The sequence below is a fragment of the Nonomuraea sp. NPDC050540 genome, from assembly GCF_044457485.1.
GTDB lineage: Bacteria > Actinomycetota > Actinomycetes > Streptosporangiales > Streptosporangiaceae > Nonomuraea.
Window position 1 is genome coordinate 1 of the sequence record NZ_JBITHA010000041.1, and the last position, 22030, is coordinate 22030.

Here is a 22030-nt window from a genome sequence, read left to right on the forward strand (position 1 = left end):
GCAAAAACTCATCATATTCCAGACGAGGTGTTGCATGAAATACTTCATGCACTGGCTTTTAACACACTGTTGAGTTCTCAAGAAACGGACGCGTTCTCGGCGTTCATTTCGTATTTCTATTCTTTCAGCCGTTCCATTCTCTGTCAAATTCAGCGACTTGACATTTCCTGGAACCCCCGCAAACTTACCAGACCATCCAGACAGGATGAACCAGAAAGATTTCTGTGGGGTGTGCCGGGCGGATCATGTGATCGGCTGCCCTGCGGGAGCAACTCTAGCAGCCCCGGGGACCCGCTTACGCCCACTCAGGTAATCACCTTGTCCTTCCCTCCCCACGCGCCCCCAAACCTCCGCGGCCGCATCCGGCCCGCGACCTCGGCAAGTGGACGGCAAGTCATCCGCAATCGCTCCCCGGTACGAAGTACACACGAGCAGACTGCACCCCGGAGGTGTTGGCAATGACCCGCTCGGAGTTCGACGACATCCGTGCCTTCCTGGCCGACGGGCAGACATCCGCCGGCGACCTTCTCAAGATTGCCCGCACCCTGGTGGACGACCTGGAACACGCCAGGATGCGCGAGGCCGTGCTGCGTTCCTACTATCTGCGGCTGATGACCGCGGCCCGCGCGTCGGTGGCGTCCGACGCCGTGGACGCGCCGGACCCGCTGGCCTTCGTCAGGCACGAACTCGCCGAGCGCGGCCAGTTGCCGACGGACGGCGAGGCGGTGCAGCGCATCCTTTCCGACGCGCGTACGGCCGCGGCGCTGATGGCCTGCATGGAGGAGAATCCTCCCCCGGTACGGCCCCGCGGCCTGCGTCTACGCCGCTGCGTCGGCACGGGCCGCAGGCTCGCCCACTAGCCTCCGAGCGCGGAAAAGCCAGACCATGTCCATACCCAGTCTTGGATGAACGGCTGTAAGACTGCGCGTATGTGGCAGCGGGGGTTGAACTGGGCAGCGATCGTCCTTGTGGGCGGTTTCGGCCTCATGTGGCTGGGCGTCGTGCTGTACGCGGCCGACGCCTCGACGCCATGGATGCGATTCGCACAGGCGGCGTTCGGGCTCCTGCTGGCCGGCTGGTCCGTACAGAAGGCCACTGTGATGATCCGAGCATGACATGACTGAGCAGCCGTACGAGATCAGCCAGGACATGGGCGACGATCCCCAGGAGTCGGTCATCGCCATGTACAAGGACAAGCTGCCCGAGCGGCACAAGATCGACGAGATCGACGACGAGGCCGACCGCAGCATCGTCACGTGGATGCGCGAAGAGGACCACCGTCAGACCGACGCCCACGTCGACCTTCTCCAGGAGCCCAGGACGTATTTCCCGGAAGAGGACGAGGATCAGGGCTGAAACCGGTAGCCCATCCCCGGCTCGGTCAGCAGATGCACGGGACGCGCGGGATCGCGCTCCAGTTTCCTGCGCAGTTGCGCCATGTACTGCCGCAGGTAGTGCGTCTCCTTCTGGTACGAGGCGCCCCACACCTCCGTCAGCAGTTGCCGCTGGCTGACCAGCTTGCCCGGGTTGCGGAGCAGCAACTCCAGGAAGTGCCATTCCGTGGGCGTCAGCCGTACCCCGCCCGAGATGGTCTTGCCGACGAGGTCGATCACGTGATCGCCGACGCGCGCCTCCGCGGACTCCGCGGTGGGGGCGGCGGCGCGGCGGGTGACCGCCCGCACCCGTGCGAGCAGTTCGTCGATGCCGAAGGGCTTGGTGACGTAGTCGTCGGCGCCGGCGTCGAGGGCGTCGACCTTGTCGTGGCCGTCGCTGCGGCCGCTGAGCACGATGATGGGGACCTGGGTCCAGCCGCGCAGCCCGTGGATGACGTCCACGCCGTCGATGTCGGGCAGGCCGAGGTCGAGGATGACCAGGTCGGGGTGCCAGTCGGCGGCCTGGCGCAGGGCGGTGGCGCCGTCGGCGGCGACGGCCACCTCGTAGTGGCGGGCGACGAGGTTGATCCGCATGGCACGCAGGATCTGGGGCTCGTCGTCGACCACGAGCACGCGCGTCATCCGGCTCTCCGCAGCGAGACCGTCATGGTGAGCCCTCCTCCTGGTGTCTCCTCCGGCGTGAGCGTGCCGCCCATGGCCTCGGTGAGTCCGCGGGAGAGCGCCAGCCCCAGCCCCACGCCCTTGTGCGTGGAACGGTCGCCGAGCCGCTGGAACGGCCGGAACACCCGCTCGTGCGCCTCGGCCGGGATGCCGGGGCCGTGGTCGACCACCCTGATCTCCACGTTCTCGCCGTGCCAGCTCGCCGAGACGACAACGTCCCCGTAGCGCACCGCGTTCCCGACGAGGTTGACCAGGACGCGTTCGAGCAGCACCGGGTCGGCGGTGAGGTCGGGCAGGTCGGGCGGGATCTCCACGGCCACGAGCCGGGAAACCCCCAGGTCGGCGAGGGCCCGGTGGACGATCTCCGCCGCCGGCACCGGTTCCGGGGCGACGCCCAGGACTCCGGCCTGCAGACGGCTCATGTCGAGGAGGTTGGTCACCAGCCGGTCGAGTTTGTTCAGGGACTCGTGGGCGGTGTCGAGCAGTTCGGCGCGGTCCTCGGGCGACCAGTCGACCTCGGTGCCGCGCAGCGAGTCGACGGCCGCGCTCGCCGAGGCCAGCGGGGTGCGCAGGTCGTGGCTGACGGCCGCGAGCAACGCGGTGCGCATCTTGTCGGCTTCGGCGAGCGCCGCGGACGACGACGCCTCCTCGCGCAGCCGCTGCTGGCGCAGCGCCACCGCCGCCTCGGCCGCGAACGCCTCCAGCACCCGCCGGTCGGCCGCGTCGAGGATCCTCCCCTGTACGGCCAGCCCCAGATCCCCGTCGACCACCACATCCGGTACGGCCGACGGCGGCCCGCCCGCCGTGGCCACGATCCGCCAGCCGTCGCCGTCCTTCTCCAGCATGGTCGCCGAGGTCAGCGAGTAGACCTCGCGCAGCCGGGCCAGCAGCGACGGCAGCGCCGAGTCCCCCCGCAGTACGTGCCCGGCCAGCGTGGACAGCACCTCGGCGTCGGCCCTGGCCCGCGAGGCCTCCCCGCTGCGCCGGGCGGCCAGGCCGACGACCGCGCTGACCATGGCCGCGACCAGCATGAAGATGGCGAGGGCCAGCAGGTTCTCCGGCTCGTCGACGGTCAGCGTGTGATACGGCGGTGTGAAGAACCAGTTGAGCAGCCCGAACCCGACGACGGCCGCGGTGAGCGCGGGCCACATGCCGCCCGCGAGGGCCACGCCGACGACGAGCAGCAGGAAGAGCAGGATCTCGCTGGGCAGCGCCAGCTGGGGACGGAGCGGCAGCAGCCCCGCCGTGAGCAGGGGCATCCCGGCCAGCGCCAGCGCCCAGCCCGAGCCGCGCCGTCGCAGCGAGAGGGCGGAGCGGTCCCCTTGCCTGCGCCCGTGCCGGACGCCCTCGTGCGTGACCATGTGCACGTCGATGGAGCCGGACAGCGCGGTGGTCTCCACGCCGACGCCCGGCGAGAGGATCTGCGCGAGGCGGCCGCGGCGGGAGGCGCCCAGAACGAGCTGGGTGGCGTTGACGCCGCGGGCGAACTCCAGCAGGGCGCGAGGGACGTCGTCGCCGAGCACCTGGTGGTAGGTGCCGCCGAGGTTCTCCACGATGGTGCGCTGGCGGGCGACGTTGGCCGGATCCGCGCCGGAGGTGAGGCCGTCGGCGCTGGTCACGTGGACGGCCAGGAGGTCCGCGCCCTTGGAGCGGTCGGCTATGCGGGCGGCCCGCCGTACCAGAGTGTCGCCTTCCGGACCGCCGCTGAGGGCGACCACGACGCGCTCGCGCGCCTCCCACGTCTCGGCGATGCCGTGGTCGGCGCGGTAGCGGTCGAGCTGCTCGTCCACCTTGCCAGCCACCCAGAGCAGGGCGAGCTCGCGCAGCGCGGTGAGGTTGCCGACGCGAAAGTAGTTGGACAGGGCGGCGTCGACCATGGCCGGGCTGTAGACGTTGCCGTGGGCCATGCGGCGGCGCAGTGCCTCGGGGGCCATGTCGACGAGCTGGACCTGGTCGGCCCGCCTGACCCACTCGTCGGGGACGCGTTCGCGCTGGGCGACGCCGGTGATCTGCTGGACGACGTCGCTGAGCGACTCCAGGTGCTGGATGTTGACGGTGGAGACCACGTCGATCCCGGCCGCGAGGATCTCGTCGATGTCCTGCCAGCGTTTATCGTTGCGCGAGCCGGGCGTGTTGGTGTGGGCCAGTTCGTCCACGAGCGCGGCCTCGGGCGCGCGGGCGATGACGGCGGCGGTGTCCAGTTCCGCGAGGTCGGCGCCGCGGTAGTGGATCGTCTTCCTCGGCACGATCTCCATGCCGTCGAGGAGCTCGGCGGTGCGGGGCCGGTCGTGGGTCTCGACGAGCCCCACGACCACGTCTCTGCCTCGGGCGAGCGCGCGCCGCCCTTCGTCGAGCATGGCGTAGGTCTTGCCCACGCCGGGGGCCGCGCCCAGGTATATCCGCAGCGTCCCCCTCATAGATCCAGGTTACGGCTGGTACGGCGGCGCGACCCCCCAGCCCCACCGCGGCGTCGGCGCCTTGGTCGGAGGCTTCGCCCCGGGCTGCGAGTTGTGCAGCGCGAGCCGCGTCCCCCACTCGATGTATCCGGCGAAAGCGGCCCTGAACTCGGGGTCGTCCGGCAGCCCGACCTCGTCGGCCGCGTCCATCAGCAGATTGACCCACCGGCGGCGCTGCTGCTCGGTGATGCCCTTGCCGAGGTGCTGGGAGAGCATGTGCGGGTATCCGCCGCGCTCGTCGGTGTAGCGGGTGGGCCCGCCGAACACCTCGCTCAGCCACATGGCCACGTATCGGGGGTGGCCCGGATCCATATGCGCGAAGAGCGGCCCGACCACGTCGTCCTTCTTCACCTTCGCGTAGAAGGTTTCGGTGAGCCGCTCGAACGCGTCGCTGCCGCCCGCCCAGTCGTACAGTGTCGGTACTTGCTCGTTGTCAGCCACGTAATCATGTAATCATGGATGGGCGGCACCTGTCATGGACCTCATCGGCAAAGGGCGCACAGCCGACGTTTTCGCACTATCTCCTACCAAAGTGCTCCGCCGCTACCGAGACGGAGACACCGCCCTCGACGAAGCCCGCGTGATGGAGCACGTACGCGCCCAGGGCTACCCGGTGCCCGAGGTGTTCGACGCGACCGAGACCGACCTGGTCATGGCCAGGCTGCACGGGCCCACGATGTTCGAGGTCCTGGTCAGGAAGCCGTGGATGGTCAGCGGTCACGGGCGGTTGCTGGGCCGGCTGCACGACCGGCTCCACGCGATCGAGGCGCCGGACTGGCTCGGCCCCTCCCCCGGCGACCGCGTGCTCCACCTCGACCTCCACCCGCTCAACGTGATCATGACGCCCGACGGCCCCTCGGTCATCGACTGGTGCAACGCCGCGGCGGGCGAGCCCGCGTTCGAACTGGCCACGACCTACCTGACGCTGCGCACGAGCGAGATTCCGATCACGATGATCAAGCTGATCCGCCGCCCGCTCGCCCGCGCCCTCCTGCGCGGCAGCGCCACCGACCCGTCCCCGCGCCTGGCCGACGCCGCCGCGGCCCGCCTGCGCGACCCGCACACCACCCCTACCGAGCAGGTACGGCTGCGCCGTCTCCTGTGAGACACCGAGGCCGGGTCCTGCGCTGGTAGTCCCAGGCCACCACGGCGAAGGCCGACCCCGCTCGCCCTCGCGTAGGGCAGGAACAACGCCGCCCCCGCATAGGCCGCCCACCGCACCCCCTTGGGCGCCGTCGTGGCCTCGGGAGAACGCAAGGGCACCGGCCCGCCGTCCGCGTGCTCGTACCCGCACCTCCCGCACGCGCCGCGCGCCCGCCTGCCGACGACCAGCGCCGCACCCACGAGCAGCAGCATCGCCACGACCCGCGCCCCCTTGGCCAGGAACCCCGGCCAGCTGTCCGGCCGTCCCACTCCCAGCAGCGTCACGAGATCCTGCAGCAGCCCGAACGTGCTGAAGGCCAGCACCACCACGCCCGCCCACACCACCCAGCCTCGCCTGAGCACGAGCCCCGCCAGCCCGAGCGCGCCGCCCACGGCCCCCACCCACCCGGACACCGCCGCGCCCGCCAGACCCAGCGCCACCACGAGCGCCGCCAACCGCGACCGCGGTACGACCAGCCCCGACTCGTAGGCCACGACCACGAGCTGCGCTCGATCCCGCGCATCGAGCTTGGACATGGCCCGGTTCACATGCGTCTTGGCGGTCAGCGGGCGCATGTCCAGCTTCAGGGCGATCTCGTCGTTGCTGTGCCCTCTGGCCACCAGCACCAGCACCTCCCGCTCCCGCCCGGTCAGCCCACATCACCCATGACCGCCATCCTGTCAGCCGCGCGAGATTAGGGCCTTGTTCACGATCACGAAGCCCCCCAAGATGCTTAGCGTGCTACAGAAGGGACGAGTGAGGTGGACAGCACGCTCACGGAAACACCGGTGCTCGCCCGACCGGCCGGACCATCGAGGCGCCTGAACCGGCGCTGGTGGTGGGTGGCGGGGTCGCTCGTAGCGGCGGCCCTGCTGGTACAGACCCCCATGTGGATCAACGACATGCGGCTGAGCGCCCTGGTCGAGCGGGTACGCGCCTACCCGCTGCCGCCGGGCACGCAGCCCAACGTGGTCGCACAGGGCAAGGTCGGGCTGCAGATCGGCAACAGCAACCACTGCGACTACCTCGTGCGGTTGTCGTTGGTCACGACGCTGCCGGAGGCGGCGATCGTGAAGTACTACGAGAGCACGACGATCCGCGGCGTCCAAGGCGGGACATTACCCGGCGAGGTGTACTTCGCCGGAGGAAAAGGACCGCGGCCGGTGATCGTGGAATTTCTGGAAATGCACGACGCCGGCCTGGATTTGCGCTGCCGGTGAAAACACGAAGGCCCTGATCGCATTGATCAGGGCCTTCTTTGGTAGCGGGGACAGGATTTGAACCTGCGACCTCTGGGTTATGAGCCCAGCGAGCTACCGAACTGCTCCACCCCGCGTCGGTGTGTATGTCTTAACCATAGCGGTGATTCATCGCGGACGCAAAACGAAGATCACGGAAAGCACGAAGGCCCTGATCGCATTGATCAGGGCCTTCTTTGGTAGCGGGGACAGGATTTGAACCTGCGACCTCTGGGTTATGAGCCCAGCGAGCTACCGAACTGCTCCACCCCGCGTCGTCGTGCTTCACGAGAGTATCCGCCACCGGCTGCCTGCGCAAACTGATACGCCGAAAGCGGCGAGGACCCCGCCGGGAAGGCGGGGTCCTCGTCCGTCATCCGCTGGTCGCGGTGGCCGTCGGTGAAGGCGGCGGCGTCGATGGAGGTGGCGTGGACGGCGGCGTGGACGCGGTGGGCGTCGCCGACGGCGTGGGCTGCGGCTGGGTGGCTCCCAGCGCCTGCAGCTCCTTCAGTGCCGTCTCCAGCTTCTTCTGCGCCTCGCCGTACTTCACCCAGTCGGGCGGTGAGGCCTTCAGGGCCGCCTGGCCCTCCTGGTAGGCCGTCTCGACGGCGGTGATGGCCTTGGTCAGCGCGGTGGTGTTCGTGTTGGGCTTGGACTCCGTGGGCTTCTCACCCGTCTGCGTCGGTGGCGCGACGCCGAAGACCTCCTTCAGGGCGGCGTCCAGCGTGTCGCCGAAGCCGACCTTGTCCCCGAACAACACCAGCACCTTGCGCAGGCTCGGGAAGCGGCCCGCGCTCTCCTCCTTCGGCTGGACGTAGACCGGCTCGACGTAGAGCAGGCCGCCGCCGAACGGAAGCGTGAGCAGGTTGCCGTAGATGACCTCGGTGGCGCCGCCGGTGCCGCGAAGCAGGTTCAGCCGCTCGGAGACCGTCGGGTTCGACAGGAACGTGTTCTGTGCCTGTGGCGGACCCTGCACCGCCGTGTTGCTGGGTAGCTGGAGGATCTCCAGCTTCGCCTGCGACGGGTCGGCCGTGGCGTCCACGGCCATGAAGGCGGCCATGTTCTGACGGCCGTTCGGGACGAAGGTCGTCGTCAGCGAGAACCGCTCGGTCCCCTCCGGCATCTTCATCGTCACGTAGTACGGCGGCTGCTTGCTCTTCTTCGTGGCCGGATCCTCGGGGACCTTCCAGAAGTCCTGGCCGCCGAAGAACGCACCCGGGTCGGTGACGTGGTACTGCGTCAGGATCTCCCGCTGCGCCTTGAACATGTCGGCCGGGTAGCGCAGGTGGTCGCGCAGCTCGGCCGGGATCTCGGCCTTGGGCTTGATGATCGTGCCGAACGTGTTCTGCCACGTCTTCAGCACCGGGTCGACGTCGTCCCAGGCGTACAGGGTCACGGTGCCGTCGTAGGCGTCCACGGTGGCCTTGACCGAGTTGCGCATGTAGTTGATGACGTCCGTCGGCGCGGGCTGCGGCTGACCGGCCACCAGCTTGCTGGTCTGCACGTCGGTGGTCAGGTCGCCGAGGCTCTTGCGCTGGGAGTACGGGTAGGAGTCCGACGTCGTGTAGCCGTCGACGATCCAGACGATCCGGTTGTTCACGATCGCCGGGTACGGGTCCTTGTCCAGCGTCAGGAACGGCGCCACCTTGCCCACGCGCTCCAGCGGCTTGCGTTCGTACAGGATCCGCGAGAAGTCGTTGACGTCGGAGGAGAGCAGCAGGTTGGTCTCGCCGTACTTGGCGGCGTAGAGCAGCTTCGTGAAGAAGTTGCCGATGGGCACGCCGCCGTTGCCGGCGTAGGTGTTGTTCTTCTGCCCGCTGCCGCCCTGCTGGTCGTCGGGGTAGTCGAGCTCGACGCCCTGGCCGGGGCCCGGCTTGGGGCCGCCGACGATGGAGTACTCGGGAGAGTTCTCGCCGAAGTAGACGCGGGGCTCGAACTTCGGCCCGATCAGGTCGCCTACCGGCGGGATGTCCTTGGCGTTGAAGACCGGCAGCCCGCCGGAGCCCACCTGATTGCCCGGCGCGGCCACGAAGCCGAAGCCGTGGGTGTAGACGAGGCGGCTGTTGATCCAGTTGCGCTCGGCCTCCGGCGGCAGCCCGATGTCGCGGACCGAGACCACGGTGTCGCGGATCTTGCCGTCGGGCGCCTTGTAGCGGTCGATGTCCAGCTGCTCGGGGAACTGGTAGTAGCCCTTGATCTGCTGGAGCTGCTGGAACGTCGGCGACAGGATCGTCGGGTCGAGCAGGCGCAGACCGGGGATGGCGCTGGCCTCCTGCTGGAGCACCTGCTCGGTCGCGCTGGTCGTCGCGCCGTACTGCTTCACCGAGATGCTGTTGTCGTCGACCTTGAACGCGTCCCGCGTGGCCTGGATGTTCCTGGAGATCGACTCCTTCTCCTTGGCCTGCTGGTTCGGCTTGACCTGGAACTGCTCGACCAGCGCCGGGTAGACGCTGCCGATCAGCACGGCCGACAGCACGAGGAGGCCGAAGGAGACGCCCGGCAGCATGCCGCCGGGGCGGAAGACACCGGCGAACAGCATCGCGGCGCAGATCAGCGCGATGATCGCGAGGATGGTCTTGGCCGGAAGCACCGCGTTGAGGTCGGTGTAGGACGCGCCGAAGACCTTGCCCCGGTCGGAGAAGACCAGGCCGTAGCGGTCGACCCAGTAGGCCACCGCCTTCAGCAGCACGAACACGCCCAGCAGCACCGACAGGTGGGTGCGGGCCGCGCGCGAGGCGTGCACGCCGGGCGACTGCAGGCGGAAGCCGCCGTACAGGTAGTGCGTGATCGCGGCGAGCACGATCGAGATGATGATCGCGGTGAACAGGAAGTTCAGCGCCATCCGGATGAACGGGTAGTCGAACATGAAGAACGACACGTCCAGCCCGAACATCGGGTCTGTCTTGCCGGCCTTCACGCCGTTGGAGAACTGAAGCCAGGTCTTCCACTGGCCCGCCACCGACGACCCCGCGAACAACGCGAGCACGGCCATGCCCACGATGAAGATCAGCTTGCGGTGGGGGTCGAGCGCCATCCGGTAGCGGTCGGCGCCGCTGCCTCCGCCGAACATGGCGGGGCCGAACATCGGCCGCATCCTGAACGCCAGCAGCATGTTGCCGCCGGCTATGCCGACCATCAACAACGCGCCGACCAGGAACAACACGATCTGCGTCAGCATCACGCCGGAGAAGACCGAGGTGTACCTGACGGAGTCGAACCAGAGATAGTCGGTGTAAATGCCGGCAAACAGGAAGAAGAACGCCACAATCGCCACGAGGGCGATCGCGACAGGAAGCAGCAGTCGCGGGCGGCGGGGCAAGCGCATCGCCCTGCCGGCTCCTGGGGTCCGGAAGCTCAAGGCCAACCCCTCGTCGTGGTGAACAATCGTCTCGCTCTGGCAACCTACACCGGTGTGCCAGCCGTACGGCTAACGCACGACGGGCACGAGAAGTTTCAGCCGGCCGTACATGCGGGAAGATCTGTCTTTCCCTGACGCAGCGCGTCGAGCGTCGTGACCATGTCGTGCAGGGTCTCCGCCTTCACCAGCCGCAGCCCGTCGGGCGCCGCCTTCAGCGCCTCGGCGCAGTTGTCCGCCGGGGTGAGGAAGAGCGTGGCGCCCGCCTTCTTGGCGCCGACCATCTTCTGCGCGATGCCGCCGATCGCCCCGACCTCGCCCTCCGGCGTGATGGTTCCGGTGCCGGCGATCGACTTGCCGCCGGTCAGGGAGCCGGGGGTGAGCTTGTCGACGATGCCGAGCGAGAACATCAGGCCGGCGCTCGGCCCGCCGACGTCGCCCACGCTGATGCTGACCTTGAACGGGAACTTGTACTTGGCCTGCATGGTCATCCCGACCATGGTCGCGCCCTTGTCGCCCGAGGTGGTCTTGACCGTGACGTCGACCTTCTTCTCACCCCTGGTGACGCCGAACACGACGTCGGCGCCCGGCTTGAGCGCGCGGACGGTCTCGCGGACCATGTCGACGTCGGTGACCTTCTTGCCGTCGATGGCGTTGATCTCGTCGCCCTTCTGCACCTTGCCGTCGGCGGGCTTGCCCTTCTCCGTGGAGAGGACCGTGACGACGGTGCTGTAGGGGATCTTGAGCTCGGTGAGCGCCGCGGCCGTCGCGTTGTCCTGCGAGTTGGCCATCTCGACGGTGTTCTCCTCCTCGACCTGCTTGGCGGTGCGGCTCTTGGGGAAGATCGTCTCTTCCGGCACCACCGCGACGTTCGGGTCGAGCCAGCCGCGCAGCGCGGTCATCAGGTCGATGCGGCTGCTGGGGCCGCCCTGGTAGGCGACGGTGACCAGGCTGAGCGCGCCGTCCGTCGGGTAGACCTGGCGGCCGGTGATCGCGATGACCGGCTTCTTGTCGACCTCACCGATGGTGTTCTCGGTCGGGCCGGGGCTCAGCACGACGTAGGGCACCTTCATGAGGGCGCCGACGACACCGAGGGCGAGCACCATAAAGCCCGCCACGAGCAGGGTCAGGGCACGTCGTGACATGGAGAGAGCTTATTCGCAGGCGCCGACCCACTCGGCCGAGCCGTCCCCGAAGAGCTGATGTTTCCAGATGGGGACCTCGGCCTTGAGGTCGTCGATCAGGCGGCGTGAGGCGGCGAAGGCCTCGCCGCGGTGCGGGCAGGCCGCGGCGACGATGACCGCGATGTCGCCCAGCTCCAGGTCACCGACCCGGTGGACGGCGGCGAGCGCGGTCACGGGGAAGTCAGCGGCCACCTTCTCGGCCACGCGGCGCAGCTCCGCCCGCGCGGACGGATGCGCGGAATAGGAGAGCCGCTTCACCGGCTTGCCCTGGTCCTGCTCGCGTACGGTGCCGACGAACAGGGTCGTCCCGCCCGCCGCGTGGTCGCCCACGGCGGCGTACACCTCGTCGACCGACAACGGGGTGTCGCGAATGTCTAGCAACCGGATGACGTCCACGCAAACAAGCCTACAGGCGGCGCCTCTTGCGGACCTGACGGACGATGGCGGCGGTGCCGATGACGGCCACGGTGGCGCCGGCCGCGGTGAGCGTCGCCTCCTTGACGGGCAGGCGGCGTCCGGCCACGGTGGTGCGGTTCTCGCGCAGTTCGAGCAGCTGCTCCAGGGCGGCCTCGTTGGTCCAGGCGGGTTTCCAGCCGGCCTCGCGCAGCTGGGCGCAGTCGACGACCCACGGGTAGACGACGTAGTGCAGGTCCGTGGCGGGCGCCGGGGTGATGCCCAGCCGGTGCAGGCGCTGGGCCGTGCCGAAGGTCAGGCCGGCGGGCAGCTCGAAGCGCCGGATGCCGGACAGCTCCTCCACCTGCTCCTGCTCCAGCCAGCCGTCGGAGCCCACGGCCACCACGCCGGTGACCACGCCGCGGGCGGCCAGTTCCAGCGCCGAGACCAGGTCCTCGATGTGGCAGAACTGCCAGCGCGGGTTGCAGCCCTTCACCGCCAGCAGCCGGGGCGACTCGAAGTGGCGGGTGATGACGGTGTCGACACCCGGGCCCACGACGGCGGCCGGGCGCACGACGGTCACGTCGAGGCCGGTGTTGCTCCTGATGGCCCGGCGGACCAGGGCCTCGATCTCCAGGTAGTCGCCGACGACGCCGGTGTCCGGCTCGGCGGCCACCGCGGAGTCCTCGGGCAGCGGGACCGGGTTGTCGGGGGCGGCGCCGTACACCATCGCGCTCGTGACGAGCACGACGCGGCGCACGCGCGCGGCCGCGCCGGCGGTGAGCACGGTCTGTGCGGCGCGCAGGTTGTACGCGCGGCGCTCACCGGGGTTGGAGTCGACGGCGTAGTCGCCGGCCAGGTGGACCAGCACGTCGATGTCGGAGATGCGGTTCGCCAAGAGCGGATCCCGGACGTCGATCACTCGCCAGGTGACGTCCTGGACGTCGCCGCGCTGCTCGTCGATGGCCACCACCCTGCGGAAATCCGCGGAGTTCGCGAGCCTTGCGAGCAGCTCGCGACCGAGGCCGGAGGCCGCGCCGGTGACGGCGACGACCGGTTGGCGCGGGCGTTTCGAGGTAGGCACACGGTCCTCACTTTGCACTGATCCGCCGTAGGACGACTAACGTGGCGGATGTGGACTCCTCCATCCTGCACGAGGTAGAGCGGTGACTGACCTGCCAGGTCGTGAAAACGACCCCAACGAAAACCCGTTCGCCATGTTCGGCAACCCTGAGCAGATGGCTCAGGCGATGCGCCAGTTCGCCGACATGCTGTCGGCGCCTCAGGGTTCCGGCCCTGTCAACTGGGACATGGCCAAGAACATCGCCCGACACGCGGTGGTCGCCGAGGGCGATCCCTCCGTCATGGACGGAGAACGCCGCCAGATCATCGACGCGCTCAGTCTGGCCGACCTGTGGCTCAACGAGGCCACGGCGCTGCCGAGCGGGGTGTCGAACCCGCAGGCGTGGAGCCGGTCCGAGTGGATCGAGAACACCGTCCCGGTATGGCGCACGCTGTGCGAGCCGATCGCCCAACGCATGGTCGAGACCATGGGCGGGGCGCTCGGCGGCGCCGGCCTGCCCGCGGAGGCCCAGCAGATGGCCGGGCCGCTCATGGGCATGCTCAAGCAGATGGGCGGCATGATGGTCGGCCAGCAGATCGGGCAGGCGCTCGGTTCGCTGGCGCGCGAGGTGATCGGCACGACCGACATCGGCCTGCCGCTGTCGGACACGGCCGCGCTGCTGCCCGGCGGCATCGCCTCCTTCAGCGACGGCCTCGAACTGCCCGCCGACGAGATCCGGCTGTACCTGGCGCTGCGCGAGGCGGCCCATCACCGGCTGTTCCAGCACGTGCCGTGGCTGCGTTCGCACCTGCTCGGCGCCGTCGAGGAGTACGCCAAGGGGATCACGGTCGACACCTCGGCGCTCGAAGAGCAGATCCGCGGCCTCGACATCAGCAACCCCGAGGCGCTCCAGGAGGCGTTGAGCGGCGGCGCGCTGCTCAAGCCCGAGGAGACCGAGCGGCAGAAGGCCGCGCTGGCCCGTCTGGAGACGATGCTGGCGCTGGTCGAGGGCTGGGTGGCGACCGTCGTGGACGCCGCGGCGGAGGGCAAGCTGCCTTCGGCCAACGCCCTCGCCGAGACGGTACGCAGGCGCCGCGCCACCGGCGGCCCCGCCGAGCTGACGTTCGGCACGCTGGTGGGCCTGGAGCTGCGTCCGCGCAGGCTGCGGGAGGCGGCGGCGCTGTGGCAGGCGCTGGAGGCCGACCGCGGGCTCGACGGCCGCGACTCGGTCTGGGGTCACCCCGACCTGATGCCGACGGCCGAGGACCTCGACCACCCGGACGCGTTCGTGAAGGGCGATTCCGACTGGGACATCTCCAAGCTGGACGAGCCCGGAGAATCGGAGTGACGCTGCGCTCTGACGCGGTCGCCGTGCTGACCGGCTGGTCGGCGCCGACCCCCGAGGAGGAGGTGCTGCGCAAGGAGTTCCTGGAGCACCTGGCGACGCATGCCGACGCCATGTACCGGGAGTGCGTTCCCGGGCACCTGACCGCGACCACCGCGGTCCTGTCCCACGACGGTGCGCGGGTCCTGCTGACGCTGCACCCGAAGGCGGGCATGTGGCTGCCGATGGGCGGCCATTGCGAGCGCGCCGACCGGACGCTGGTGGAGGTGGCGCTGCGGGAGGCCGGGGAGGAGTCCGGCATCTCCGGACTCCGGCTGCTGCCTGGACCGCTGGCGCTGGACCGGCATGAGGTCTGGTGTCATCCGCCGCGTTCGTGGCACCTAGACGTGGAGTACGCCGCCGTGGCGCCCGAGGGCGCGGAGGCGGTGATCAGCGAGGAGTCCCTGGACCTGCGCTGGTTCCCGGTGGAGGAGATCCCCGAGCTGTCCGACGAGGCGACCAGGCGGCTGGCCAGGCGCGGCAGGGCGGCACTTCTGGCCTGAGGGGGTTACGCGGTGGTCGGAGGGACGATCGTCACTCCTGCCCGCCGCGCGCCGGTGCGCGCTTCCCTCGCCTGGGTCCTGGTCATCCCCTTCGCCGTCTGGGCTTTGGCGCGGGTGGCCGGGCTTGAACGTGGCGGGCCGTTGACGCAGGTCATGTCGGCCACGCCGTACGTCGCCCTTGGGTCGCTGCTGCCCGTCCTCGTCGCGGTGTCCGGGCGGCGGCCCGTCGCGGCGTGCGTCGCCGTTGCCACCACGCTCGCGCTGGCGTCGTGCGTGCTGCCCCGGGCGTTCGGTGACGGGGCCGTCGCCGGTGGCCGGCCGTTCACGGTGCTGTCGGTGAACTTGCTGGTCGGGCGGGCCGATCCCGCGGCTCTCGTGGATCTGGTACGGCGGGTGCGGCCCGATGTCCTGAGCGCCCAGGAACTGACGCCCGAGGCGGTGGCCCGGCTGGACGGCGCCGGCCTGAGCGGGATGCTGCCGTACCGCGAGCTCGGGGCGGAACGAGGCGTGTATTCGCGGCACCCGCTGACCGGTTCGGTGGTCACCCTGCCCGGCGGTGGGCGGGTCGAGGTCTTCGCGGTGCATCCGCCGCAGCCCTCGTCGGAGAACCTTGAGCTTTGGCGTACGGCTCTCGCATCGCTGCCCGCCGCCTCCGCGGAGATCCCGCGGATCCTGGCCGGGGACTTCAACGCCACCCTCGACCACGCGGCGCTGCGCGAGGTGCTGGCCCGCGGGTACACGGACGCGGCCGACAGGGCCGGAGCCGGGCTGGTGCCCACCTGGCCGGCGAACGCGCGACTGCCGCCGATGATCACGATCGACCACGTGCTGGTGGACGCCCGCGTGGGAGTGCGGGAGGTCGGCGTGCACACGCTGCCGGGGACCGACCACCGGGCGGTGGTGGCCCGGCTAGAACTTCCCCAGTAGGGCGCGGGTGTTGTCCCAGCCTTCGAGACCGGGGTCCAGGCGGAGGACGTCGCCGGGGGTACGCAGGCGGTGCCAGCCGGGTGACGCGGCGACCATGCGGCGACCGGGCGCCTGGGCGCGCAGGTCGGCCACCGGGTCGTGGGCGTCGAGGTCGGGGTCGGCCCAGCCGGGGAGGGGGAGGTGGCAGGCCAGCGCGACGGCGCCGCCGTACTCGGAGGGGCACAGGGTGAGCTGGGCGCGGCCGAGTTCGCGAAAGAGCTTGCCGATGAGGAGCGGGGGCAGGTCGGGGGCGTCGGCGTTGATGACGGCGGCCTGGTCGCCCTGGAGTCGCTTGATGATGTCCTTCAGGGGTTCGTCGTCATCTATCGTGATCACCTCGGTGCCGGGCCAGACGATCTCCTCCAGGCCGGGCACGCTCGTCACCAGCACCGGCGTGACGAGTTCGAGGCCGGCCACCATCTCGTAGGTGTCCTCGGCCACGGCCGTCAGGAACTCCTCCTGATCCACTCCGTCAGGGGCCGCCTTCGCCATGTTCCGGCGCGCGAGAACCGCGACGGTGCGGATCAACATTCCTCCGGGGCGTTGTGCGCGGCGGCGGAGAATCCTTCGAGGAAGCCGCGCGCCCGCTCGGCCTTGGGATACTGTTCGACCAGAGCCCAGAACTGCGGGCCGTGGCTCGGCACCAGCAGGTGCACGAGCTCGTGGATGATGACGTAGTCGATGACCCATTCCGGCAGGCCCTTGAGGCGGGTCGAGATCCTGATCGTGGCGTTGTCCGGGGTGCACGAGCCCCATCGGTGCTGCTGGTTGTCCACCCAGCGGACGGTGGTGGGCCGCGCTCTTCCGTCGAGGTACTTCGCCGACAGCTCGTTGGCTCTGGCCTGGAGTCCTTCGTCGGTGGGTCTGCGCCGCCGCTCCTTGGCCGCCAGCCGATCGAGCATCCGGCTCACCCATTCATCAGCGTCTTCGCCGCTCAGCCATGCGGGCAAGAGCACGATCGTCTTGTCGCCGTCTCGGTATGCGGAGACCGTACGCCGGCGACGAGAACTTCGACGGACCTCGACTGTCTCGGGGGGCACATATGCACGTTAGCCGACACCGGCCGAATTCCACAGGGGGTGAGCCCCGTTTTAGCTGGTCAGATGATTAAGAGCCGGTGAATTTGGGCACCCGCCTTTCCCGATGGGCCAGAAGACCCTCCACCATGTCGGCGGAAGCCATGGTCACGGGCTGGGCGAGGGCCTCCCAGCGGAGGGCGGCTTCGAGATCCTGATGATCCCCATTTAGCGCGGATTTGGTGAGTTTCGCGGCGATGGGGGCGGTTGAGGCGACCTTGAGGGCGATCTCTTGAACGGCCTGCCTAAGGTCATTTCCCGCGAATGCCCGATTTATCAGACCTTCCGATGCTGCTTCTGCTCCTGTCAGGACACGTCCGGTCAGGAGCATCTCGCGGGCCAGCCTCAGGCCTCCCGTCTTCGGCAACAGGTACGTGGCCGCCATGCCCGGGTGCAGGCCCAGGGAGGTGAAGGGGGCCAGCAGTTTGGCGTCCTCCGCCGCGTAGACGAGGTCGCAGGCCAGGGCCAGGCAGAGGCCCGCCCCCACCGCGGCGCCGTTCACGGCGGCGATCGTGGGGATTTCCAGGTGGGTGATCGACAGCCAGGTCCGGTAGAAGGTGAGCATGCGGTCCCTGAGGTCCGGGACTGATTCGGCCGCCCTCTCCGACAGCCAGGACAGGTCTCCACCTGCGGAGAAGGCACTGCCCGCGCCGGTGATCACTACGCAGCGGGCGGTTCTGTCGGCGGCCAGGGCGGCCATCTCCCGGGACCAGCGCTGGGTCATGGCGTCGGTCATGGCGTTGCGGCGGTCGGGGAGGTTGAAGGTCACCCAGACGACGCCGTCGCCCGAACGGTCGACCAAGAGCTCGCTCATGCCCAAGATCGTAACCCCGCCCCCATCTCCCCCCGGGCCACCCTCCACTTCCCCAGCACTTTGCCTCTCTCATCCCCCTCGTCCCCTCATCCCTGGCGTCTCCGTCGCCCCTCTCACCCTTCGCCCCTCGCTGCTGCGGTCCCCCACCCCGTTACCGCGCCCTCCCCGTCCCCTACCCGGGACTCCGCTCACCGGCCTTGCCCACTCCGCCACGGCGTTTCCCGCGTCCCGTCCGCACGTGGTTCGGCACCCCCGCAGCCCCGCACCCGGCCTGCCACCGCGCCCGTTTGCCCAGGTATGGCGGGACCTTCATCCACAGCCCTCTGACCAGCGGAAGAAGTTATCCACAGCCCGGGACAACCAACCCCCACAAACGCCCCCGATGATGGAACCCTGACCGTCATGAGGCCCCGCGTGAAACCCTCCCTGCGCCGCATCCTCAGAGACGAGCGCACCCTCCAGTTCGGCGTACACCCGATGCAGGCCGTCGTGCTCACCGACCTCACCCCACCGCTCCGAGCCTGGATCGAGTCCCTGGACGGCACCCAGGACCTGGCCCAAGCCGTAAGACACGCCGTGAAAGCGGGCATGGAAGAGCAGGCAGCCAGAACTCTCCTGGCAGAACTGACCGCCCAAGGCGTCCTGGACGACGCCTCAATCCCGCTCACGATCCTTCAGGACATCCCCCTGCCAGAACGAGACCGCCTCCGCCCCGACCTGGACGCCCTCGATCTGGCCAGAGACAACCCCGCAGGCGGCCTGCCCGCCCTCGCCCGCCGCCGCAACGCCCGCGTCCGGGTCTACGGCGCCGGCCGCCTGGGCGCGTCGATCGTCAACCTCCTGGCCGCCGCCGGTGTGGGAACGATCCGCGTCATCGACCCCGCCCCCACCCGCCCCGAAGACCTGGTCCCAGGCGGCCTCACCTGGTCCGAACTCGGCCTCCCCCGAGAAGAAGCCTCCGTCGCCACCGCCACGCGCCTGATCACCTGCCCCCACGCATCCACCCACCAGCCCGCCCAGATTCCCCCCGCAAAGCAACGCCGCCGATCGCAACAACCCACCCAGCCGACACCCCAGGAGACCCGCCCATCAGCAAAGGCGCCCCAAGACCCCACCCACGATCTTCAGGACGCCACCCACGACGCCCGGAATTCCGATTCCGCCCAAGCCAATCGAAGCTCCACCCGCCAGGTCCGTGACTCCACTCAGGGCACTCGAACCCCCACCCATAGCGCCCGAGATTCCGCGCGCGACGCTGGAAAGCCGAGCCGACCGACCCAAGCGGCTCGTCAGCGGACTGGGGTCATCAGCCAATCGATCGAGGACACCCGCCCCGGCGGCGGCAAACGACGACCGGCCTCTCCCTCCCAGCCCACCTCACCAGCACGAACCTCGGCCACACCCGCAGAGCCCGCGCCGCCGGCCAGGCCGGTCCCATCGCCCTATGCCCGGTTCGTCGCGGGCGGGCCGTATCTCAACGACCGCTCCGATCTTCCGCACCTGGTCATCCTCGCTCCGGTGGGCCCGCTGGACGGGATCCTGGTGACCGAGCTGACCGCGCTGAACATCCCGCACATGCTGGTCTCCGCCTTCGAGGGCTACGGAACGGTGGGACCGCTGGTGCACCCGAGCCAGAGCGCGTGCCTGCACTGCCTTGACCTCACCCGCCGCGACCGCGATCCGGCCTGGCCCATGGTCACCGCTCATCTGGGCGGCTACCCCGCGGGCGAGATCGCCTGCGACACCACCCTGGCCGCCTTGGTGGCCGCGGAAGCCTCCAGGCACGCCCTCGCCTACCTTGACGGCCACCCTTCGATTGTGACCAACGGCACAATCGACATATTGCCTGATTGGCAGAGGAAGCGGCGGACCTGGGCAATCCACCCGCAATGTAGGTGTATACGCAACAATCCTGATTCGCTAAGAATGGTCAGAGCGGCCACCCGCGACTAAACCCCAGCCACATCACGCCAGTCATCCCACGCCACAGCCCCAGTCACCCGGGGGTCCGCGACCAGACCTCTGGGCACGCGCCATACAGTCACAAGCAAGAGCCCCCGCATCCAGCGGGAACACACCACCCTCGCACCCAGCGAGGACATCCCTCCCGACCTCGCTTCCCGCGAGGCACCCCCTCGACCTCGCACCCAGCGAGGCACCCCCTCGATCTTGCACCCAGCAGGGCAACCCTGTCGCTTCACGCCGAACAGGCAATGCCGCGAACCCCCGCACCCGGCGGGGCGATCTCGGCACCGTCCGGGTCAGGCGCGGCCACCGCCGTGTCGGTTCCCGTCAGGTGTGGCCTGCCGTGCCAAGACGGCCTGCCGTACCAGGGAAGAAGCTCGAACCCGCGGCCGGCGGGGTTCGCACGATCGAAGGCTCGCAGCCAGCGGGACCGGCACCACCAGCACATCGCCCGTGTCCGACGGGCATCAGGGGAGACCATTGGGCCTGGAAGCCACCGGGCCGGGTCCGCGACCATGCGCACATGGGTCGACCACGGAAGGGGGAAGTGGCGCCTCAACGGGACGCCGCGTACTAGGGTGAGCGATCTTCCGCGCCGCGCAGTCACGCGCTCCGCCAAGCTGGCCACGCTTCCGATCAGTTTCGCGGGCCGCACGGCCCTGGGCATCGGGAAGCGTATCGGCGGCAAATCCGCCGAGATCGTCGCACAGGAGATCCAGCAGCGTACCGCCGAGCAGATCTTCAAGGTCCTCGGCGAGCTCAAGGGCGGTGCGATGAAGCTGGGCCAAGCGCTGTCCATCTTCGAAGCCGCTCTGCCGCCGGAGATCGCCGGGCCTTATCGGGCCACGCTGACCAAACTCCAGGATGCCGCTCCGCCGCTGCCCGTGGCCACCGTTCACAAGGTGCTGGCCGAGCAGTTGGGCGACGACTGGCGGGAGAATTTCATCTCCTTCGAGGACCAGCCCACCGCTGCCGCCTCGATCGGACAGGTCCATCGTGCGGTTTGGCACGACGGCCGTGACGTGGCGGTCAAAGTCCAGTACCCCGGCGCCGGCAAGGCGCTTCTCGGTGATTTCACCCAGTTGGCTCGGCTGGGCAAGTTGTTCGGGGTCATGTTGCCCGGCCTCGACATCAAGGCCGTTCTGGCCGAGCTCCGCGAGCGTATCGCCGAAGAGCTCGACTACTTCCACGAGGCCGAAGCCCAGCACGCCTTCGCGCAGGAGTTCCACGGCGACCCCGACTTCCAGGTGCCCGACGTGATCGCCGCCAACGAGATGGTCCTGGTGACCGAGTGGATGGACGGTACGCCGCTGTCGCGCATCATCACCGGTGGCACGAAGGAACAGCGTGACAGGGCGGGGCTGCTGCTCGTGCGGTTCCTGTTCTGCTCGCCGGCTCGGGTGGGCATGCTCCACGCGGACCCTCATCCCGGTAACTTCCGCATGCTTGAGGACGGCCGACTCGGTGTCCTGGATTTCGGCGCGGTCAACCGGCTCCCCGAGGGGTACCCCAAGGCGTTCGGGAAGCTCACCCGCATCTTCAACCACGGCGACATGGAAACGGTCATGAACGGCCTTCGCGACGAGGGCTTCATCCGACCCCACATCGAGATCGACGCCGATGCTCTGCGCGCGTTCCTGGCGCCGTATGTCGAGCCCACGGCGGTGGAGGAGTTCACGTTCAGCCGCGAGTGGCTGCAGGCGCAGGCCGCCAGCGTGACCGACCTCCGGCCGAACAACGTGGTGCGCCAGCTCAACCTTCCCGTCTCGTATGTGCTCATCCATCGGGTGCACGCCGCAGGCATCGGCGTCCTGTGCCAGCTCGGAGCCACTGCCCGGTTCCGTGACGAGGTCATCCGCTGGGTCCCCGGCTTCGCCGACGATCCTGACGAAGCCACCGATTCCCTCCCTGTTTCCTGACCTCGGAACACAAGCAGTTCCAGAAGCACCGCTTGTCGGGCCTCATGCACCTTTGGTGACCGCCATCGCCGGAGCCGGTGGTCTTCGGACCCGGCACCGGGGCACAGGTCCATTTGGGCAGCGGCGCGCGGGTGCTCGTCGGGCGGCGGCAAGCGGCCCAGGGGGCAGAGACGGCGGCGGGCCGGGAACAGCACGCGAGCCACACAGGGAGGGGAAGGCCGAGGGCCGAGAAGGGGCGCGATTCGGCGGAACCGGGCGGTGTAGCCGGACGGTTGGGCGTGGGCCGGGACGACCGAGGTGGGGTGCGCCTGGGCCGAGGTGGGCCGCTGGGGTGGCCCGGGGCCGCGTGCGCCGGGGCCGCGTGCGCCTGTGCCGGGGCTGTCGGCCTGGTTGGTCGGCCTGGCCAGCGCGGCGTGGGCTAGCTAGTGCTGTGACCGGAAATGATCGCCGGGTTGAGGGACGGTTTCAGGCTGCCCATGCGAGGGGCCGGCCTCCCCAGCGGAGGCCTTTCTCGCT

The 22030-nt window shown here is 69.3% G+C and carries 20 protein-coding genes, 2 tRNA genes and 1 pseudogene; 10 read left to right on the forward strand and 13 right to left on the reverse strand.

Annotation, left to right across the window (positions count from 1 at the left end; translation table 11 throughout):
• The first annotated feature begins 458 nt into the window (after positions 1–458).
• The 3 genes from ACIBI5_RS53825 to ACIBI5_RS53835 all read left to right on the forward strand — a co-directional run bounded on the left by ACIBI5_RS53825 (position 459) and on the right by ACIBI5_RS53835 (position 1356).
• Entirely contained in the window at positions 459–860 is a 402-nt protein-coding gene (locus ACIBI5_RS53825; protein ID WP_397259531.1) for a hypothetical protein, read from the forward strand.
• An 84-nt stretch (positions 861–944) separates the two neighbouring features.
• Complete coding sequence (locus tag ACIBI5_RS53830) at positions 945–1115, forward strand: hypothetical protein (protein WP_397259533.1); 171 nt, start codon at positions 945–947, stop codon at positions 1113–1115.
• Between the two features lies 1 nt (position 1116).
• Entirely contained in the window at positions 1117–1356 is a 240-nt protein-coding gene (locus tag ACIBI5_RS53835; protein ID WP_397259535.1) for a hypothetical protein, read from the forward strand.
• On the opposite strand, the gene ACIBI5_RS53840 is transcribed toward ACIBI5_RS53835, so the two are convergent.
• The 3 genes from ACIBI5_RS53840 to ACIBI5_RS53850 are packed head-to-tail and all read right to left on the reverse strand — an operon-like array spanning position 1347 to position 4951.
• On the reverse strand, positions 1347–2015 hold the full coding sequence (locus tag ACIBI5_RS53840; RefSeq protein ID WP_397259536.1) for a response regulator: 669 nt from the start codon (positions 2013–2015) through the stop codon (positions 1347–1349). The two genes, ACIBI5_RS53835 and ACIBI5_RS53840, sit on opposite strands and share 10 nt — an antisense overlap.
• The gene (locus ACIBI5_RS53845; RefSeq protein ID WP_397259538.1) at positions 2012–4471 is read right to left on the reverse strand and encodes a DUF4118 domain-containing protein; all 2460 of its coding nucleotides are present in this window, start codon (positions 4469–4471) and stop codon (positions 2012–2014) included. The genes ACIBI5_RS53840 and ACIBI5_RS53845 overlap by 4 nt, the downstream gene beginning before the upstream one ends.
• 9 nt (positions 4472–4480) lie before the next feature.
• The gene (locus ACIBI5_RS53850) at positions 4481–4951 is read right to left on the reverse strand and encodes a group II truncated hemoglobin (protein WP_397259540.1); all 471 of its coding nucleotides are present in this window, start codon (positions 4949–4951) and stop codon (positions 4481–4483) included.
• Between the two features lie 91 nt (positions 4952–5042).
• Between ACIBI5_RS53850 and ACIBI5_RS53855 the strand changes: the two genes are divergently transcribed.
• Positions 5043–5615 (forward strand): phosphotransferase, encoded by a 573-nt coding sequence (locus tag ACIBI5_RS53855; protein WP_397259542.1) that lies wholly within the window; start codon positions 5043–5045, stop codon positions 5613–5615.
• Between the two features lie 500 nt (positions 5616–6115).
• On the opposite strand, the pseudogene ACIBI5_RS53860 reads toward ACIBI5_RS53855, so the two are convergent.
• A pseudogene (locus ACIBI5_RS53860) lies at positions 6116–6310 on the reverse strand (response regulator transcription factor); the annotation flags it as partial.
• A 105-nt stretch (positions 6311–6415) separates the two neighbouring features.
• Here ACIBI5_RS53860 and ACIBI5_RS53865 point away from each other — a divergent pair.
• Entirely contained in the window at positions 6416–6874 is a 459-nt protein-coding gene (locus ACIBI5_RS53865) for a hypothetical protein (RefSeq protein WP_397259543.1), read from the forward strand.
• Positions 6875–6913: 39 nt separating this feature from the next.
• Here ACIBI5_RS53865 and ACIBI5_RS53870 read toward each other — a convergent pair.
• The 6 genes from ACIBI5_RS53870 to ACIBI5_RS53895 form a co-directional block, all read right to left on the reverse strand.
• A tRNA-Met gene (locus ACIBI5_RS53870) sits at positions 6914–6990 on the reverse strand.
• Positions 6991–7090: 100 nt separating this feature from the next.
• Positions 7091–7167: transfer RNA gene (locus ACIBI5_RS53875), tRNA-Met, on the reverse strand.
• Between the two features lie 98 nt (positions 7168–7265).
• Positions 7266–10217 carry a UPF0182 family protein gene (locus ACIBI5_RS53880; RefSeq protein WP_397259544.1) on the reverse strand — a complete coding sequence of 984 codons (2952 nt, stop codon included), beginning with the start codon at positions 10215–10217 and terminating at the stop codon, positions 7266–7268.
• 128 nt (positions 10218–10345) lie between these two features.
• Positions 10346–11392, reverse strand: coding sequence for a PDZ domain-containing protein (locus ACIBI5_RS53885; RefSeq protein WP_397259545.1), 1047 nt, complete (start codon positions 11390–11392; stop codon positions 10346–10348).
• A 9-nt stretch (positions 11393–11401) separates the two neighbouring features.
• Positions 11402–11827 (reverse strand): molybdenum cofactor biosynthesis protein MoaE, encoded by a 426-nt coding sequence (locus tag ACIBI5_RS53890; RefSeq protein WP_397259546.1) that lies wholly within the window; start codon positions 11825–11827, stop codon positions 11402–11404.
• Positions 11828–11837: 10 nt separating this feature from the next.
• Entirely contained in the window at positions 11838–12908 is a 1071-nt protein-coding gene (locus ACIBI5_RS53895; RefSeq protein ID WP_397259547.1) for an NAD-dependent epimerase/dehydratase family protein, read from the reverse strand.
• 133 nt (positions 12909–13041) lie between these two features.
• Between ACIBI5_RS53895 and ACIBI5_RS53900 the strand changes: the two genes are divergently transcribed.
• The 3 genes from ACIBI5_RS53900 to ACIBI5_RS53910 are packed head-to-tail and all read left to right on the forward strand — an operon-like array spanning position 13042 to position 15701.
• Positions 13042–14235: a zinc-dependent metalloprotease gene (locus tag ACIBI5_RS53900; RefSeq protein WP_397259556.1), complete on the forward strand. Its 1194-nt coding sequence runs from the start codon at positions 13042–13044 to the stop codon at positions 14233–14235.
• On the forward strand, positions 14232–14774 hold the full coding sequence (locus ACIBI5_RS53905; protein ID WP_397259549.1) for an NUDIX hydrolase: 543 nt from the start codon (positions 14232–14234) through the stop codon (positions 14772–14774). Before ACIBI5_RS53900 ends, ACIBI5_RS53905 begins: the two co-directional genes overlap by 4 nt.
• A 12-nt stretch (positions 14775–14786) precedes the next feature.
• Complete coding sequence (locus tag ACIBI5_RS53910; protein ID WP_397259550.1) at positions 14787–15701, forward strand: endonuclease/exonuclease/phosphatase family protein; 915 nt, start codon at positions 14787–14789, stop codon at positions 15699–15701.
• On the opposite strand, the gene ACIBI5_RS53915 is transcribed toward ACIBI5_RS53910, so the two are convergent.
• The 3 genes from ACIBI5_RS53915 to ACIBI5_RS53925 all read right to left on the reverse strand — a co-directional run bounded on the left by ACIBI5_RS53915 (position 15684) and on the right by ACIBI5_RS53925 (position 17630).
• Entirely contained in the window at positions 15684–16271 is a 588-nt protein-coding gene (locus ACIBI5_RS53915) for a hypothetical protein (RefSeq protein ID WP_397259551.1), read from the reverse strand. The genes ACIBI5_RS53910 and ACIBI5_RS53915 overlap by 18 nt on opposite strands.
• Positions 16265–16642, reverse strand: a complete 378-nt coding sequence (locus ACIBI5_RS53920) for a M48 family metallopeptidase (protein ID WP_397259552.1) — start codon at positions 16640–16642, stop codon at positions 16265–16267. Before ACIBI5_RS53920 ends, ACIBI5_RS53915 begins: the two co-directional genes overlap by 7 nt.
• A 205-nt stretch (positions 16643–16847) precedes the next feature.
• Positions 16848–17630 carry an enoyl-CoA hydratase/isomerase family protein gene (locus ACIBI5_RS53925; RefSeq protein WP_397259553.1) on the reverse strand — a complete coding sequence of 261 codons (783 nt, stop codon included), beginning with the start codon at positions 17628–17630 and terminating at the stop codon, positions 16848–16850.
• Positions 17631–18107: 477 nt separating this feature from the next.
• Between ACIBI5_RS53925 and ACIBI5_RS53930 the strand changes: the two genes are divergently transcribed.
• Both ACIBI5_RS53930 and ACIBI5_RS53935 read left to right on the forward strand, forming a co-directional pair.
• Positions 18108–19583 (forward strand): ThiF family adenylyltransferase, encoded by a 1476-nt coding sequence (locus tag ACIBI5_RS53930; RefSeq protein WP_397259554.1) that lies wholly within the window; start codon positions 18108–18110, stop codon positions 19581–19583.
• A 590-nt stretch (positions 19584–20173) separates the two neighbouring features.
• Entirely contained in the window at positions 20174–21514 is a 1341-nt protein-coding gene (locus ACIBI5_RS53935; protein WP_397259555.1) for an ABC1 kinase family protein, read from the forward strand.
• Positions 21515–22030: the final 516 nt, after the last annotated feature.